We start from the raw sequence: 17,228 nt of genomic DNA on the forward strand, positions 1-17,228 counted from the left end.
GTTACACCTGCTGATACAACTGTATTTTTTCAATATATTGCGATGCCGCTTGTTTCGCTTGTTCAGGATCCGTATTCTGAGAATACACTGTGAAAACAGGCTGCTCTACGTCTGGAAGAATAAGCGTCCATCCACCTTCAGGATGGAAAACCTTAATACCATCAAGCAACTCCACATTGTTATCACGGATATCTTCCATCAGCCTGCGCATCACTCGGCCTTTCTTATCTTTTGGACAAGGTACATATTCTCGTAGCATATGAACATCTGGAAGCATCTTTACGAGTTCAGATAATGTGATCTGCTGCATTGCCATGATCTCTAAAATATGAACAAATGCGTATTGAGCGTCGTATTGGTAATTAAGGACCCCATCCCCTACTTCCATGATAGAACGTGGGTTAGCTTTCGTTCTGATCAACTTTCCTTTTAAACGTTCGGCGATGGAATCTAGCGCAGATGATCCATACACAGGGATAGCCATCTCTTTTTGTTTACCTTGAGAAAATGCTGTGAAAACATAGAGAGCAAGCATTGTCTCTTCATCTAACACTTCACCAGTCTCCGTAATGAGACGCAATGTTTCACCCGCTTCTCCGATCAAAACTCCGATATTGGCATTTGTTACTCTTACAAAAGATGCCATTTCCTCTGGTTTCGTTTGATATGGCGCGGTAAGGATCTCACAGTTCAATCGATTATAAAGGTTAGGAATAAAGTTCAGATAAGGCTGGTGGTTGTAATTCACCACAACTCTAAACTTTGCTTCTTGGATACCCTTTTCTTGTATTTCTTCTAAAAGCGCGGAAATATAATCTTCATGTTTGTTCGCCTGTACAGCACCTTTTCCAATACGATCAAATGATGCACGTCTATAATCTTCCTGCCAATATGCATTCTCGATCTTTCTTTCAAGATCTGAATGTATTGGAAGTCCTTTTTTATCATAGAATTCGATCATCAGTTGTTTCTCTCCCGTAGGATTAGAGAACCTTACGTAAACACCACCTTCTAAGCGTTCTTCTTCGATAGAGAAACGGACAACTGGTGCGACAGTAGGACTAATATCAAGCGTGTGCACCCCGGAAGAATGAAGTCCTTGTATAAAAGATTGTTTAATCATAACTGAAAAGTCATGCGAATCACTTGCGATGATGATCTGTGATCCATAAGGGAGAACAGCTCCATAAGCTGATGCCAGTCTTGCGATATAATCTGGTGTGATCTCCACGTTAGCGATCCCAGAAACTCCTCTAGATCCAAACAAAGATTTTGTAGCTTTTTTACCCCATACGATCGAGGTGTGAACAAGCGCTTCTTCAAAGATCTCTTTTTCTGGCCAGATTTTAACATCTGGCTTTAGCGTCGCATTTTTACCTATCGTACAATGGTTACCTACTACAGCATGTTCAAAGATAGACGCGTCCTTCTCCACTTTCGTACCGTTCGCGATAGTTGCTCCTCTTAATTCACACTGATCTCCTACAAAAACATCGTTCCATAAGACTGTTTTCTTTAAAGAACTTCCTGAGCTTACTACGCTATTCTTTCCAACAACAGATAGCTTTCCGATATGAGAGCCCTTCCTGATCACTGCTCCATCTGCAATGCTGACAGGAGCCTCGATCACAGCTCCATCTTCAATAAAAACATTCTCACCGATCCAGACACCTGGCTCTTTTTCTTCTCCCGCAAATGGAAGATCCACCAAGCCGTTCAACATATCGTAATGGGATTGGCGATACTGCTGAAGGCTTCCAATATCAGACCAATATCCCTCCGCTTGATAACCAAACAAATTTTTATCTTCTTTCATTAATAGCGGAAACAAATCCTTGCTAAAATCTACCGGAACATCTTTCTCGATAAAATTAAATACTTCTGGTTCAAGTACATAAATACCCGTATTCACAGTATCACTAAAGACTTCATTCCAGCTTGGCTTTTCAAGAAATCGAATGATCTTTCCTTCTTGATTGGTCATGATCACACCATATTCTAATGGTGAATCAACTTGCTTCATGAAGATCGTAGCGAGTGAATCGTTATCTTCATGAAATTGGATACCTTTTTCAAGGTTAAAATCCGTTAACGCATCGCCGGAGATCACGATAAAACGCTCATCAAGAAATTCTTCAGCATTTTTAATGGACCCAGCTGTTCCTAAAGGAGAATCTTCAACAAAATATTGAAGGTTCACACCAAAATCACGGCCATCACCAAAATAGTTTTTGATTGCGTCTGGTAAGTAATGAACGGTAACGGCGATATCTGTAATCCCAAATTTCTTAAGAAGTTCGATCCCATACTCCATTACGGGTTTGTGAAGCATCGGCACCATTGGTTTTGGCATATTGCATGTAAGAGGTCTTAAACGTGTCCCTTTTCCACCAGCCATAATTACACCCTTCATTAAACGATACCTCCCACTTTTGATGTTTGATTTTGTTTAGTCATATAGAGTTCTGCAGTCTTTTCAGCAATTGAATCCCAGCTGAAAACGGTTCTAGCTATTTCCTCTCCATTCTTAGCGATGTCTTGGCAGCGTTCACGGTTTCTTAGGATATATTCTACAGCCCACACAATACTCTCTGGATCGTTAGGATATACTTTTAACCCTGTCTTTTCATGATCAATAATTTCTCTTAAACCTCCCGTATCAGAAACGATAGTCAGCTTCCCTGCAGCCATCCCTTCGAGCGCAACAATACCGAACGGTTCATAATGACTCGGGAAAAGAGCGGCATCAGCTTTTGCAAAATATTCATTTCTTTCCTCATCGCTTACGAATCCTGCTAGATGTACATAGTCTTCTAAGCTCTTCTGCCTGATCATTTCTTTTAGTTCATCCATTAAAGGACCTTTTCCAGCAATTACAAATTTGATGTGTTTGCCAGAATTCCTTAGTATATCTGCCGCTTCGATGATCGTTTGGAACCCTTTTTCTCTTACAAGCCTGCCAACCGAGAAAAGAAGAAGTTCATGGTCGTCGTGATTCCTTTCAATAGAAGGACTAGATTTAAAAGTGATCTGATCTGGATCTATACCGTTTGGCAGTATGGTTACCTTCTGTTCCGGTATGCTAAAAACCCCTGTTAACTCATTTTTCATATAGTCACTGCAGACGATCAAATGATCAGATCCATCCATAAGCTCCCATTCCTTCTGATTGATCTCGTATTGGAGTGGGGAAGTTATCCCGTTGTTCCTGCCATGTTCTGTTGCATGAATGGTAGTGATCAAAGGAATGTTCAGTTCTTTTTTAATGGCTAATGCCGAAACTGAAACGAGCCAATCATGTGCATGAATGCAATCAAAATCAATCTTCTTTGCGAGAGCCAGCGCTTGTTCAGTGATGGCCATGTTCAAACTTCCTGTCCAATGGAAAAACGACTCAAAATTCGGCTGCTTCCCGGCAACTCGGTATACATGTACACCATTATTCACCTCGTGTTCGGGATATCCCGGAACAGAAGAGGTAATAACATATACCTCTGATCCTTGCTCGACCAATTTTCTTGATAGATCAAATACATGCCTTGCTAATCCACCTACTACCATAGGAGGGAATTCCCATGAAAGCATTAATATTTTCTTCTTGTCAGCTTTTCGTTCGCTATAGTGGGACGCCACGTACTCATCATGTTTATTCTTAAAAAAGTGCCACAAATCGTTTGTAAGCATGAAGGGGTATTGGTTTTCAAACTCTGCTATTTCATTTGGATGATATGTTTTATTTTCAATCGATCGATCTAGTTCATGAAACCTCTCGATATGCTCTTGAAACCTTGACTTTGCATATTCTGCAGCACTGTTACCTTCAATGATAAATGCCCAGTCAGAGCTTGCAGCTAGCATCCATTCACGAACCATCTGATCTGCATATCGTTCAACAACGATGTTTGGTTCTTCATGTGAAAGACGTGCCGCGAGCTGGACCAGCTTTCTTTCACAATGATGCAGATGTCTATACATCCAAGCATTTGATTCGTTCAGCCATACTTCACCTGTTTGGTTTCTGCCCCATGTTGAAAAGCATGGTCTTACAGTCTCTAGATCTTGATAATGTCTAAATAAAAATTCTTGAGGTGTGATCCACGTGATGTTTTGTTCTGTTGAAACTTTCATGGATTGAAGTAAAAATTCTGGTCCTTCAAACCACCAATGTCCAAATAGCTCTGCATCAAATGGTGCAGTTATTAGTTGAGGAGGGTAAGATTGTTCGTTGGTATGTAGATATTCTGTAATGCGATGACAAAAATCATAAGCATGACTCTGCACTTTATTTAATGCCCATTCTCTTTGGTACCAGTCTTTGTTCTCCGTTTTCCCAGTTATTCTCCAATACTTTAAACCGGTATCGACTCGAATTCCTTCAGGATGGATGAAGCTCTTTATATATTCATTGTCCCTCTCATAGGCGACGTCTCGATAAAACTCTCGATAATCAAAATCGCCTGGATAGCCGACAGAAGAATTCCAAATTGTTTCAGAGATACATTGGTTTCGCGAGAACAATGCCACCCCATGCGGAGAGTATACAGGAGCTCCGATACCTTTAGATGGAACAGGCTTACTTCTGAGTAGAGTTTCTTCATCTACAAAAGTAAATTGAATACCTGCATCTGCTAACGCGATATCTACTCCGGGAGAGTAAGCACATTCTGGCAGCCAAAACCCTTTGGGCTTTTCACCAAAATACTTTTCAAAGGTTTGAACGCCTGCAAAGATTTGAGCTTTAACTCCTTGTTCAGTTTGAACATAGGGAAGGAATGCGTGGGTTGCAGAGGAAGTGATGCAATTAACCTTCCCAAGTTTCATATAGCGTTTAAAAGCATCTGTCACTTTACAATCGAATTCTTGATACGTTTCCATAATTCTTTTATATCGTTCTTCGTAAAACCCGATAATTTTTTCTTCTTCCGTATTCGAAGAATGTTTTTTTTCTTTTTTAACAAGTTTTATCGTAAGGTCTAAATGTTCTAAATAACGTTTTTGAATGACTGGATCGTTTAATAACTCCAACAAAGGCGGTGAGAACGATAAGGTCCAAGACAAGGCTTCAGGCTGATCTTCGAGTACCCATAACAACGGGATATATGTCTCAGTAAGTGCCTCAAATACCCATCTTTCCTCTAATCGATTCGCTTCTTTATGTCTCACATAAGGAAGGTGAGCGTGCAAGACTAATGAAAAATACCCGTTAGACATGTTTTACTCTCCTATCTGATTTTTTGATAATATGAATAGGTTGAAAAGTTTTCTAGCCATTCAGGCTCATCAACAATTTGATGTTTCCATCTGTCAATCTTCTCATCATGCAAACTGTTATAGAGTGCAGGACTCGTCTCAGCAGGATTTGATCTTAACAGAGTAAAAAAACTTCCATCAAACGTGCGCGTACCAATATCAACGATATATGTTCTACCAGGTTCCAAGAATTGAAGAAACCAATTGTTAGTCATCGGAGGAAGTTCAACCTCAAACGTTCGATGAGCATTGTGGCCGAAGAAATCAATGTCCGTTACGTCATAAATCTTTAGTACTGAAGGAAGTTCTTCCCAATTTGTGCGAAAATGATGTTCAGCCATATGTTTTGTTGATTCAGAAAAACTCCAATAAACATACAAGCTATCAGGGGTCCTTGGCATCAGATGAACATTAGCCTCTTCATATTTAAAAGGCATCGTCCACTTCTCTTCTTTAAGAACGGGCTGAGATGGAAGTTCATGGTGCGATGGTGTTTGTTGCTGCCGGTATTTGTTCCAGCGATACTGAACCTTTCCTAAAGACATGTTCATTCTTTGAGCGATCTCTTGAAGGGTTAAGCCGTTCTCCTTTAGTTTGACAATATCTTCGATCAAGTTCATCACCTCATCCTAATTAATTATTCTATGAAATGTTTATTTATTACCATATTTTTTATAATCGTATCACTGGATATTTTTATATACAATGTGTCAAAAAAGTCGAAAAATGGCGCTTCCTTATCCCACTTGAGATTTCCGAATATGTAAAGTTTTTGTAACCGGTTTATCTCTCTGATAATTCTGTCTATTTGACAAAGTAAGACAAAAAACGTCGTTTTCATTTCCCTCATTTTCATGCCAGTATGGATTTAAATGAGAAAATAGTCGAATTGTAGCAATTTGTGTAAACTTTTGCGAAAAACCCTATACCACAGCAGAATACTATGTTATAAAAGTAAAGGGTATAGCTTTAAATTAGGGAGGATATTATGGAGTTTGCTATTTTTGGATTGTTACTAGTTGGTGTTATTCTTTTGATTCTTTCCTTTAGAAAAAACAAGGAAGCGTCAGTTGAAACACAGCTCGAGAACTTTACTATTCAGTTAATGAAAGAGATCTATCAAATAAAAAAGAAATTAAAAGTTCTTGAAGATGAAATGATGATTAATGATAAGAACTAATTTGTGAGGGGTAATGAGTATGACAAGCAAAAACCTTCGCGGATTTTCAGCAGGTATTATCCTTTCAACAGGAATTTTGGCTGGTTTTTATTATACGGCTGATGCTGATAAAACTTCTGAACTAACAGAAGAATCGGTAGCTCAATATCTTTCTGAAAAAGGCGAATTAGCAATTTCAAAGGAAGAGTATACTTCACTTAAAGACACTGAAACCGTTGCGGCTCCGGTTGCAAAAGAAGAACCTAAAACCGCGCCTCCAAAAGAGGAAGAAAAGGTGTATCAGATGACTTTAACAATCACTCAAGGAATGAGTACTGGAGAAGTATGTGATCTTCTACAAAAAGAAAACATCATTAAGAATAGCGATGAATTCTTAAAATATTTACGTACGAACAATTTAGAAGGTGCAGTAAGAGCTGAATCTCATCAAGTAAACAGCAAGATGAGTTTCGATGAGATCGCTAAAGAAATCACAAGTTCTTAATTCCTACATAATATAACAAAGGCTGTTTTCGTAAACTTTGTTGCTTTTGAAAGTTTGATTTCCGTTCCAGGCTGCTCGCTTTCCACGGGGCAGGCGGTGAGCCACATTCGTACGTTTCACTCTTTAAGTGTCTCACCTGCCCGCCTGTCCCGTAGGAGTCTCACACCTTGCACTACAATCAATTGTCAAAGGTGACAAGGAGTTCAAAGCAACAATCTTTTATAAAAGAGCGGTAAAAAAAAGCGAGCACTGAAGTGATCAGTGCTCGCTTTTTTTATTTGTTTAATCGTTTAAACCGTATCTTTTTCCTTTTACTAAAAAGATAATACTCTCTGCAATATTTGTAGCGTGGTCAGCAGTACGTTCAATATACCTGCACACAAACAGAAGCTGACTGATCTGAGAAAGATGTTCAGGATTTTTTGTCATAAGCTCTAATAGTTCTTTAATGATTTTCCCGTATGTTTCATCTACTTCATCATCAAGTTCCGCTAGTTGCTTCGCTAGAGCTACATCTTCTTCCACATAGGCTTTTGTAGCTGTTGTAAGCATAGCGATCGCATGATGTGCCATCTTTGGAAGCTCTTCTAATGGTTTGATGAGCTCTTGTTTTCCAATTCGAATGGTAGACTTCGCAATATTAACGGCAAAGTCAGCCATTCTTTCAATATCAGACGAGATTTTGATGGCAGCAATGATTCGTCTAAGGTCAGATGCTACAGGTGCTTGTTTAGCGATCAATAGAATGGCCATGTCGTTGATTTCATCTTCAAGGACATTGATTCGATTATCATTTTCAATAATCTGTAGGGCTTTATCGAGATCTTGATTCTTTAATGCTTCAACAGAAAGCTCTAATGCTTCCTCTGCCAATTTAGAAATCTGTACGATCGCTTGTTTCATCTCTTCTAACTGAAGCTGAAAATTTTCACGAACAACCATTTATCTCACTCCTATTTCTTTAATTAACCGAATCGTCCTGTAATATAATCTTCTGTCCGCTTATCCGCTGGATTTGAGAACAATGTGCTCGTATCTGTATATTCCACAACTTCTCCATTAAGGAAGAAAGCGGTGCGATCTGAAATACGAGCTGCTTGTTGCATGTTATGTGTCACAATAACAATGCTATAGTCTTTCTTAAGCTCTTGCACGAGCTCTTCCACTTTTAAAGTAGAAATCGGATCTAAAGCAGAAGTAGGTTCATCCATAAGAATAACATCTGGTTCGATCGCTAAGCATCTTGCAATACATAGACGCTGTTGCTGACCACCTGATAAACCATATGCGTTCTCATGCAGACGGTCTTTTACTTCGTCCCAGATCGCGGCACCTCTTAAGCTTTTCTCAACTACCTCATCTAATACTTTTTTATTCTTGATCCCGTGAATACGTGGTCCATAAGCTACGTTTTCATAAATAGACTTAGGAAACGGATTTGGTTTTTGGAACACCATACCAACTTGTGTACGAAGTTCTTCTACGCCGTATTTAGAATCAAAAATATTCTTGTCTCTATAAACAATTTCCCCGGACATACGGACGATCGGAACCATTTCCACCATTCTGTTCAGCGTTTTAATAAATGTCGACTTACCGCACCCTGATGGTCCGATGATGGCAGTAACCTGCTTTTCAGGAATATCAAATTTAATATCTTTTAAAGCATGATCCTGTCCGTACCACAAGTTTAAATTATTGATCTTAAAAACAGGTGTGAAATCCTGTTCTTTTTCATTTTTTTGAACCATTTGTTTGTTGATTGTAATATCCATGTTCTCGTCCTCCTACTCTCTATTAGAAGCGTTTATGAAACTTATTTCGGATTAATACTGCGATTGAGTTCATAATCAGCAAGATGATTAACAGAATGATGATTCCACTTGCTGCAATCATATGAAACTCTTCTTGCGGTCTGCTCGTCCAGTTATAAAGCTGTATCGGTAATACAGTGAACTGCGAGAATATGTTTTCTGGAACAAACGCTACATAAGCTAATGCACCTAATACTAATAGTGGTGCAGTCTCTCCTACAGCACGTGATAAAGCAAGAATCGTTCCTGTCAAAATTCCGGGAAGTGCTGCTGGAAACACGATTCTTCTGATCGTCTGCCATTTTGTCGCACCCATTCCGAAAGAAGCTTCTCGAATCTCTCTCGGCACGGTTCGGATCGCTTCTTGTGAAGCAACAACGATTACAGGAAGAATTAGAAGACTCATCGTCAAACCACCTGCAAGTACACTTGATCCTAAGCCAAGTAGACGAACGAAGATTGTTAGACCTAACAATCCGAATACGATCGATGGAACACCAGCTAAATTAGAAATATTAATCTGAACAAATTTTGTAAAAGCGTTCTTTTTCGCGTATTCTTCAAGATAAATTGCGGTTCCTACACCAAGAATAAAAGAAACGGGTGCAGTTACTGCCATTACCCAGATGGTACCGAGCAGCGCAGCCCATATACCAGCACGTTCAGGCATTCGGGATGCAAAGTTCGTAATAAAATCCAAACTTAGATAGGGTAAACCTTCTGATAAGATTCTGTAGATCAAAACTCCTAGTACGAGTAAAGAAAAACACGTTGCCAGTATAAAAAGGAATTTAGCAACCCCGTTTGCTGCTAATCTCGTTCCCATTCTTTTTTTAACAGATTCTTTATTGATTAATGCCATTAGTATTCCTCCCTAAACTTGCGGGAAATGAATTGAGCAAGTAGATTCATGATTAATGTAAATACGAACAAAGTCATACCTACTGCATAAATACTGTAATAGATCGTCGTACCATAGCCCGTATCTCCTTGGCTGACCTGAACGATATAAGCTGTCATCGTTTGGATAGACTCCGTTACATTAATATCTGCAGTTGGTCTAGAACCACCAGCAATGGTAACGATCATCGTTTCACCAATCGCTCTAGAAATCCCTAGTACGAATGATGCAATAACTCCTGAAAGTGCTGCCGGAAGTACCACTTTCATCGCTACTTCAAAGCGTGTTGCACCAAGAGCCAACGCACCTTCTCTCATAGAGTTTGGTACGGCATTCATCGCATCTTCAGACAATGATGCGATCATAGGGATAATCATGATTCCTACTACAATTCCGGGACTTAGTGCGTTAAAGATTGAAATTCCACCTGGAAAGATCTTATCCAATAAAGGTGTAACGAATGTGAGAGCAAAGAATCCATAAACAATCGTAGGAATTCCAGCTAGCACTTCTAAAATAGGTTTAATAACTTTTCTCGTTTTTGCAGATGCATATTCACTTAAATAGATAGCTGCAGCAAGACCGATCGGGATAGCCACAACCATAGCAATCGCTGTTACGGTCAATGTCCCCATGATAAGAGCAATGATCCCAAAGTCAGCATGTTCGTCAGATGCAAAAGGAAACCATCTAGTATTGGTGAAAAATTCTACTATTGAGATTCGGTTAAAAAATGTAAAAGTTTCTGTTAACAATGTAAAGACAATACCTATTGTTGTAAAGATAGATATGATTGCACAGATTAAAAAGAGTTTTGGAACAACCTTTTCCATTACCGCTGATTGACTTCTTGAAGACTTATTCTCCTGAATCATAGAGCGGATTGATTTTTGGTTTGATTTATCTCTGGACACCAATAAGACCTCCTATAATTCGACAATACTAAACAGGTGAAAAGGTGAGGAGATTTCTCACTCCTCACCCTGATATATGATTCTTATTCCTTTACTTCAATAAAGGACAATTATTTACCTGCAAGCTCATCTAGCTTTTTCATTTGCTCTTCGTATTTTTCCTTTGGAAGAGAAACGTATCCGATTGTATCAGAAGAAGCAAGTTCACCTGAGTTTTCAAGAGCAAATTTCACATATTCATACACTGCTTCGTTATCTTTCAAAGATTTGTTATTAACATAAGTGAACAATGGGCGAGAAAGTGGTGCGTATTCTCCAGATTCAATCGTTTCTGGTGTTGGTTCAACTGGTCCGTTACCACCATCGATTGGAACAGCTTTGATTTTATCTTTGTTTGCTTGGTAATATGCATATCCAAAGAATCCGATTGCATCTTTAGAACCTGTTACACCTTGTACTAGTACGTTATCATCTTCAGAAAGCTGTGCGTCACGACGCATTGGTTTTTCTTCAAGGATTACTTCATCGAAGTAGTCATACGTTCCAGAGTCAGTACCCGGAGAGAAGACTTCGATTTTTTTCTTTGGCCATCCTTCACGAACGTCAGCCCATGTCTTAGCTGGGTTTTCTTCTAAGAAAATCTTCTTTAATTCATCTAGAGTAAGGTGATCAATAAAGTCGTTTTCTTTTGAAACAACTACTGAAAGACCATCTTTCGCAAGTTCAAATTCTGTATACTCAACGCCTTTATCTTCAGCTGCTTTTTTCTCTTCATCTTTAATCGGACGAGAAGCGTTAGCAAGATCTAATTCTCCACGAACGAACTTTTCAAATCCTCCACCCGTTCCAGAAACTCCTACAGGTGCTTGTACTTCAGGATTTGTAGCTTGGAACTCTTCAGAAACAGCTTCCATGATCGGGAATACTGTGGAAGATCCATCAATTTTTATCTTTCCGCTAAGATCTCCGCCGCCAGCTGCTCCATCTTCACTCTTGTTTCCACATGCTGCTGCGAAAACTAGGATTAGCGACATTACTGCCAAAAGGTACACAGACTTCATTTTCTTCATCTTGATAGGTCCCCCTAAAATATGATTATTTCGTCTTATCATGTTAGAGAAGTTTTTCTCAGGTCATGACCCCTTTTTAAAAGCTTGTTTCTTTCTTACATGTTCTACAATAAACCTCCAATGTGAAGTACGTTTTAATGAATTGTAAAGGTATTGTTAAGACTGGTTTATCTATGAATATGTTCTTAGTCTTTGCTATCGGATTTAAACTATACAAAAAAAGAACCACGCCATTTAGCGTGATTCTTCTTGATTTTCTTCTATAGGATCTGGTTTAGTTGGAATTCCTTCTTTTTTCATAGCGAAGTAAGCATCCAGAGCACCTTCAGCTATTTCACTATTCGTATTTCCTTCTTTAATATCGGGAACGACAACAGCAAATGCTACTTCTGGATTTTCATAAGGGGCATAACCGATTAACGTTTTGTTAACGATTCCGGTAGCTTTATCGATCTCAGCTGTCCCTGTTTTTCCTGCTGGGTTATAATCCTTGTTCTTAAACTTCCAAGCTGCGGTACCGTTATTGCCATGCATCACTTCATAAAATCCTTTTTGTACAACCTTAATCTGACTCGGTGACATCTCAATCTTGTTTAACACATTAGGCTCAAAACGGTACTGAAGTTTTCCAAGTTTATTGGGATCAACGGATGGCTCTCTCACCTCTTTCAGGAGGTGCGGTTGCATCCTTAACCCGCCGTTTGCAATGGTTGAAACATATTGAGCCATCTGCATCGGTGTGTACGTATCAAACTGTCCGATAGAGAAGAACATGGCTTGGGAGAGTTCACGGCTCATGCCTGTATTATACCCGGTCGCTTCAGATGGAAGGTCAATTCCAGTTGGGACACCAAGTCCGAACTGGCTATATGAGTTCCTTAAGATTTCAAACGCTTCTTGAACTTTATTTTCATTAAATCGCTTGTTTGAATAATCATATCCTGCGAGTTTCATGGCAATATGCCACATGTATACGTTAGATGAGCGTTCTAACGCTTCTACAGCATCAACTGGTCCCATACTTTCGTGTGATTTCAAAGATCTTCCATCTCCAAAAGTGAGTGGTGCATCATTTATCACGGTATTTGGTGAAACGACACCTTGTTGTAAGCCTGTAAGTACGGTAGCTCCTTTAACGGTCGAGCCCATCGCATAAGAATGATAAACGTTACCAAAGGGAATGTCTTTAAACTTTCCTGTCTTTCGGTCATATTCTTTTGCGGCCATTGAAAGGATTGCACCCGTATTCGGATCCATCATTACTACATAGGCACTGTCTAATTTACTGTTGTCGTATGCGTTTTTACCTCGGATCGCGTCTTTTAATTTATCTTCAATGACTTTCTCGACTTCTTGTTGAAGTCTCATGTCTACTGTTAATACAAGATCGCTACCTCTTGCTCCCTCTTCCTCAACTGGATCTCCTACTGGGTTTCCTTTTTTATCAGTTACGTATTTAATCTTCGTTTTCGTACCGCGGAGCAATGATTCGTATTGTTCTTCAAGAAAACTCGTTCCGACCATATCATTACGATCGTTTCCTCGAGAAGTATAATAGTCCATTCTTGATTTCGGAATTTGTTTTACTTGGCCAAATATATCACGGAATGAATTATTAAATGGATAAGAACGTTCAGCATCCGGCTTAATATCCACACCTTCTAACTCAGGTAAGTGTTCACTGACGGTCGCAATCTCTTTTTCGGTCGCACCAATCTTTATACGCTGTGGAGATAGTGTATAGCCTCGGTCCATCTCACTTTTTATAGCCAGCACTTCAAGTTCTTTTTCAGAAAATGAGTTAATATCCTCTTCTGTTACTTTTTCTAGCATAAGATCGTATAGCTCTTCCGGAGGTGTATCTTTCTTTTCCTCTTTCGAGATTCTTGATTCAACTTGCTTTTCGTTCAAAAAAATAAAATAGTCTTTTTTGTCTCGCTCCGTCAACTCTTCTGTTCCTTTTTCGATGAGATCTGCAAGCTTCTGTGCCAACTTATGTCTTTCATCAACATCTGCTTCTTGTGTTCTCGTATATGTAATAGAGAAAACTGGTTCATTATCAACAACTACGCGGTAATTAGCATCAAGCATCTTTCCACGCGGAGCATCCAATTTCGTTGTAACATTTTCTGTTAAATAGGCTGTACGCTGATATTCCTCTCCTTTAACAATCTGTACATAGCCAAGACGGAGAACTAGAACAGAAAAGAGAAAAAAGACAGAGATAAATAAGGCATTGATACGAATCGGAACATGATTTTTTTTCTTTTTATCTTTTGTTTTCATAATATTGTAAATCTCCCTTTAAAACAGCACAGACACCTTAAAAAAGGTGTCTAATGTGAACCGGTAATTATATCTACATAATAATAGTATCCTTACCAAGGTAATTATGTCAAAAGATAATCATTGTTTATTTGTGTTGTTACCATCTTGTTGAGTCTCAGCGATCTCAATCGTTTTTGAAGAGTTAAATATAGGGAACGAAACTTTTCTTAAACAAAAATAAATCATAAAGTGTCCAGCACCTAGAATAGGAAGTAACAATGGAATGCCTTTTTCTTCAGATAGAAGGTGTACTACGATGATAAATGTAAGAATAGAAACGATTCTTCCTGCATTTAGATACATTTCACGAACAACGATATATTCAATCCTTTTTTCGTGTATACCACGGCATTTCCCAATAATATCATAAGTTAATGACACATAAGGCACTAACAACAAAGGATAAGCGATCGATACTGATACTCCATATATAATGAGAAGTGTAAATGAAATAGGAAGTAGCAGCATGAATGGGGATACGAATAAGAGCAGCCCTCCTCCAAATATCGCCTTCATACGATTTTTGGGATTCAAGTAATGGGATACACAATAATATCCGATAAACGAAACAAAAGATTGGATGAAACCATACGTTCCAAGAGCAAATTCACTTTTAGAAGCCGTGTACACCCAAATGACGATTAAGAAAATAAAAGTACCTTCCCGAAATCCTTGAAAAAAGTGTGCTCTTAATAGTTGCAACCAAGCTTTATCGTGCTTACGTTCTTGCAAAACTTTTCTGATACCGTACAGACCGTCTGCTGTTCTCCTCTTTAAAAAAAAACTGATGACAACTGCTATCAAAAATAAAACCATCGAAATACTGAATATGGTTTCATACCCCAGATGTTTGTCCATCCTAGTAATGATATAACCTGCACTCAGTGGTCCGATCATTCCTGATATTGAATTTAGAACACCTAAATATCCATTAAAAAAGTCTCGAGTCTCGGGTTCTGTAACCTCAAGAGTCAGAACATTAAACGCGAGCCAGTAAAATCCCAACCCGAATCCTAACATGGCTCCTAATAAAATGATGTAGTTACTTGTCATCGAACCCATCAAAAGGACTCCTATATAAAACAAAGCAAGGATGAAAACTCCAATCCTTAATACGATGACGCGATCGATCTTTTTCGCAAACCAACCAGCAAAATAGAACGCTATTGGCTGCATTACAACAATAGAAAGGTTATAACAGGCAATATCGGTGATCTTTCCCGATTGTTTCCACAGAAATATGTTAACAAATGTATTAGATAGAGCCGTACTTAACGTAAACAATCCACCTACAAATAACAGTAAAAACAAATCCCTAGGGTATTGGTCGGTATCCATGATTTTTTTGATTCTCATGTTTTCGCCCCCTTACATTTCGTCGTTAGTGTCTTTCAAGACGATAGGAGCTATTCACTTTTAAAGAAATTGGATTTTATTGCAAAGTTGTTTTCATATACTTTGATGTTCATTAAAAGTAGTTGATCTCCACTCTCAGTTGACTATAGGTCGCATAGTAAGTGAAAAAGAAACATTCAAAAGCAACAAAATTTTTAAACAACAAGTTTTTGCAAAGAAGGAGTGAACGAATTTGTTTGAGTATTGGATATATGATCTTGTTGATGAACAACTCTTGATTCAAACCTTACAGAGTTCTAAGGATAAAAATACAGATCAGCGTCTACTTTGGTACTTTCAATCCAAAAATGTATTTGTAGTTCAGTCCACTGTACCCTTTGGTGATGGCAACTTCACCCTAGATGAATTACTAGTATCATTATCTGATCATTATGAAATTCATGATAAAGGCATAATAAAAAGCCACTGGCATGCCAGTGGCTTAGTTACTTAATTATTTTGCTTCGTTGTAACGCTTTTCAACTTCATCCCAGTTTACAACGTTCCAGAACGCTGAAATGTAATCAGGACGCTTGTTTTGATATTTTAAATAATAAGCGTGTTCCCACACATCAAGTCCAAGGATAGGTGTCTTCCCGTCCATAACCGGAGTATCTTGGTTTGGAGTGCTTGTTACTTCAAGTTCTCCATTGTTTACTACTAGCCAAGCCCAACCAGAACCGAATCTTGTCTTCCCAGCGTTTGCAAACTCTTCTTTAAATGCATCAAGACTTCCAAATTTGTTGTTGATCTTGTCAGCAAGTTCGCCTGAAGGTGTGTTCGCTCCACCTGGTGCGATTACTTCCCAGAATAAGCTGTGGTTCGCGTGTCCACCGCCATTGTTTCTAACAGCGTTTTGAATGCTTTGCGGAAGAGCATCTAAATTAGTTAAAAGATCCTCTAAGCTTTTGTTCTCGAATTCAGCTTGTCCTTCAAGAGCAGCGTTTAAGTTATCAACGTATGTTTTGTGGTGGCGACCGTGGTGGATCTCCATTGTTTCTTTGTCAATATGCGGTTCAAGTGCACTTGTTTCATAAGGTAATGCAGGCAGTTCAAATTTAGCCATGTTCATTTCCTCCTCATAATATGTAAAATTTTTTATGTTCATTTTCAAGAGTTACTTGAAAAGTGAAACCAGTTAATCAACTTTCTTGTTTAGAAAGTATTCAACATGTTTACCTTATCAAATTTAGAATGAACTTTCAATTCTTAAACACTGTACCCTTTTTAAACATAAAAAAACCTTACGACACGCTTATCGTAAGGTTGATGTTATATGTATGGTGGCTCGAGACGGAATCGAACCGCCGACACGAGGATTTTCAGTCCTCTGCTCTACCGACTGAGCTATCGAGCCAAAAATTTTTCTAAACCAAAATTTTTGGTTTTTATATAATTACTGTGTCTCTTCCTCTACACGATTCTTTTAGGGTGTATCCGTCGAGACAACTCGCAGCATAATCGTGCTGTAACGCTCGTAGCTATCGAGCCAAATTTCAAAAAACAAATATGTAATGGAGGAGGTAGAGGGATTCGAACCCCCGCGGGTCGTTAAACCCCTGTCGGTTTTCAAGACCGATCCCTTCAGCCGGACTTGGGTATACCTCCTCGATTATGGTGGACCCTGTAGGACTCGAACCTACGACCAATCGGTTATGAGCCGACCGCTCTGACCAACTGAGCTAAGGGTCCATTGGAAAAACTTATGTAAATATTATGGGGCGGACGAGGGGAATCGAACCCCCGAATGTCGGAACCACAATCCGATGCGTTAACCACTTCGCCACGACCGCCATCGTGAGTAAAAAAACATTTTGGTAGCGGCGGAGGGAGTCGAACCCACGACCTCACGGGTATGAACCGTACGCTCTAGCCAGCTGAGCTACACCGCC

The 17,228-nt window shown here is 39.1% G+C and carries 14 protein-coding genes and 5 tRNA genes; 3 read left to right on the forward strand and 16 right to left on the reverse strand.

Annotation, left to right across the window (positions count from 1 at the left end; genetic code table 11):
* Nucleotide 1: 1 nt before the first annotated feature.
* From IHV09_RS13540 to IHV09_RS13550, 3 genes are read right to left on the reverse strand one after another with little or no spacing between them, the layout of a single operon-like run.
* On the reverse strand, nucleotides 2-2,413 hold the full coding sequence (locus tag IHV09_RS13540; protein ID WP_197191471.1) for a sugar phosphate nucleotidyltransferase: 2,412 nt from the start codon (nucleotides 2,411-2,413) through the stop codon (nucleotides 2-4).
* Nucleotides 2,413-5,211 carry a 1,4-alpha-glucan branching protein domain-containing protein gene (locus IHV09_RS13545; protein WP_197264702.1) on the reverse strand — a complete coding sequence of 933 codons (2,799 nt, stop codon included), beginning with the start codon at nucleotides 5,209-5,211 and terminating at the stop codon, nucleotides 2,413-2,415. The genes IHV09_RS13540 and IHV09_RS13545 overlap by 1 nt, the downstream gene beginning before the upstream one ends.
* Before the next feature lie 11 nt (nucleotides 5,212-5,222).
* Nucleotides 5,223-5,870, reverse strand: a complete 648-nt coding sequence (locus IHV09_RS13550; RefSeq protein ID WP_197264703.1) for a DUF4912 domain-containing protein — start codon at nucleotides 5,868-5,870, stop codon at nucleotides 5,223-5,225.
* A 368-nt stretch (nucleotides 5,871-6,238) separates the two neighbouring features.
* On the opposite strand from IHV09_RS13550, the gene IHV09_RS13555 reads away from it, so the two are divergent.
* The gene (locus IHV09_RS13555; protein ID WP_066396184.1) at nucleotides 6,239-6,430 is read left to right on the forward strand and encodes a hypothetical protein; all 192 of its coding nucleotides are present in this window, start codon (nucleotides 6,239-6,241) and stop codon (nucleotides 6,428-6,430) included.
* Between the two features lie 19 nt (nucleotides 6,431-6,449).
* The gene (locus IHV09_RS13560; protein ID WP_197131127.1) at nucleotides 6,450-6,914 is read left to right on the forward strand and encodes a hypothetical protein; all 465 of its coding nucleotides are present in this window, start codon (nucleotides 6,450-6,452) and stop codon (nucleotides 6,912-6,914) included.
* 282 nt (nucleotides 6,915-7,196) lie between these two features.
* On the opposite strand, the gene phoU is transcribed toward IHV09_RS13560, so the two are convergent.
* The 7 genes from phoU to IHV09_RS13595 form a co-directional block, all read right to left on the reverse strand.
* Nucleotides 7,197-7,856 (reverse strand): phosphate signaling complex protein PhoU, encoded by a 660-nt coding sequence (gene phoU / locus IHV09_RS13565; protein WP_191753821.1) that lies wholly within the window; start codon nucleotides 7,854-7,856, stop codon nucleotides 7,197-7,199.
* A gap of 23 nt (nucleotides 7,857-7,879) precedes the next feature.
* Nucleotides 7,880-8,665: a phosphate ABC transporter ATP-binding protein PstB gene (gene pstB, locus IHV09_RS13570; RefSeq protein ID WP_370568839.1), complete on the reverse strand. Its 786-nt coding sequence runs from the start codon at nucleotides 8,663-8,665 to the stop codon at nucleotides 7,880-7,882.
* A 46-nt stretch (nucleotides 8,666-8,711) separates the two neighbouring features.
* A complete protein-coding gene (gene pstA / locus IHV09_RS13575; protein WP_137788879.1) occupies nucleotides 8,712-9,590 on the reverse strand; it encodes a phosphate ABC transporter permease PstA in 879 nt (292 codons plus the stop codon).
* The gene (gene pstC, locus IHV09_RS13580) at nucleotides 9,590-10,504 is read right to left on the reverse strand and encodes a phosphate ABC transporter permease subunit PstC (RefSeq protein WP_197264806.1); all 915 of its coding nucleotides are present in this window, start codon (nucleotides 10,502-10,504) and stop codon (nucleotides 9,590-9,592) included. Before pstC ends, pstA begins: the two co-directional genes overlap by 1 nt.
* A gap of 149 nt (nucleotides 10,505-10,653) precedes the next feature.
* Entirely contained in the window at nucleotides 10,654-11,613 is a 960-nt protein-coding gene (locus tag IHV09_RS13585; protein WP_197131136.1) for a PstS family phosphate ABC transporter substrate-binding protein, read from the reverse strand.
* A gap of 234 nt (nucleotides 11,614-11,847) precedes the next feature.
* Nucleotides 11,848-13,899, reverse strand: a complete 2,052-nt coding sequence (locus IHV09_RS13590) for a penicillin-binding transpeptidase domain-containing protein (RefSeq protein ID WP_197264704.1) — start codon at nucleotides 13,897-13,899, stop codon at nucleotides 11,848-11,850.
* Between the two features lie 120 nt (nucleotides 13,900-14,019).
* A complete protein-coding gene (locus IHV09_RS13595; protein ID WP_197264705.1) occupies nucleotides 14,020-15,297 on the reverse strand; it encodes an MFS transporter in 1,278 nt (425 codons plus the stop codon).
* Between the two features lie 232 nt (nucleotides 15,298-15,529).
* Here IHV09_RS13595 and IHV09_RS13600 point away from each other — a divergent pair, with 232 nt between their 5' ends.
* Nucleotides 15,530-15,790, forward strand: coding sequence for a hypothetical protein (locus tag IHV09_RS13600; RefSeq protein ID WP_197133118.1), 261 nt, complete (start codon nucleotides 15,530-15,532; stop codon nucleotides 15,788-15,790).
* On the opposite strand, the gene IHV09_RS13605 is transcribed toward IHV09_RS13600, so the two are convergent.
* From IHV09_RS13605 to IHV09_RS13630, 6 genes are all read right to left on the reverse strand, one after another.
* Nucleotides 15,791-16,402 carry a superoxide dismutase gene (locus tag IHV09_RS13605; RefSeq protein WP_197133120.1) on the reverse strand — a complete coding sequence of 204 codons (612 nt, stop codon included), beginning with the start codon at nucleotides 16,400-16,402 and terminating at the stop codon, nucleotides 15,791-15,793.
* A gap of 215 nt (nucleotides 16,403-16,617) precedes the next feature.
* Nucleotides 16,618-16,693 (reverse strand) — tRNA-Phe (locus IHV09_RS13610).
* Between the two features lie 158 nt (nucleotides 16,694-16,851).
* Nucleotides 16,852-16,944, reverse strand: a tRNA-Ser gene (locus IHV09_RS13615).
* A 7-nt stretch (nucleotides 16,945-16,951) separates the two neighbouring features.
* Nucleotides 16,952-17,028 (reverse strand) — tRNA-Ile (locus tag IHV09_RS13620).
* Between the two features lie 25 nt (nucleotides 17,029-17,053).
* Nucleotides 17,054-17,129: transfer RNA gene (locus IHV09_RS13625), tRNA-His, on the reverse strand.
* A 22-nt stretch (nucleotides 17,130-17,151) separates the two neighbouring features.
* Nucleotides 17,152-17,228, reverse strand: a tRNA-Met gene (locus IHV09_RS13630).

This window comes from Fictibacillus sp. 23RED33 (assembly GCF_015903925.1).
GTDB classification, from domain to species: Bacteria; Bacillota; Bacilli; order Bacillales; family Fictibacillaceae; genus Fictibacillus; species Fictibacillus phosphorivorans.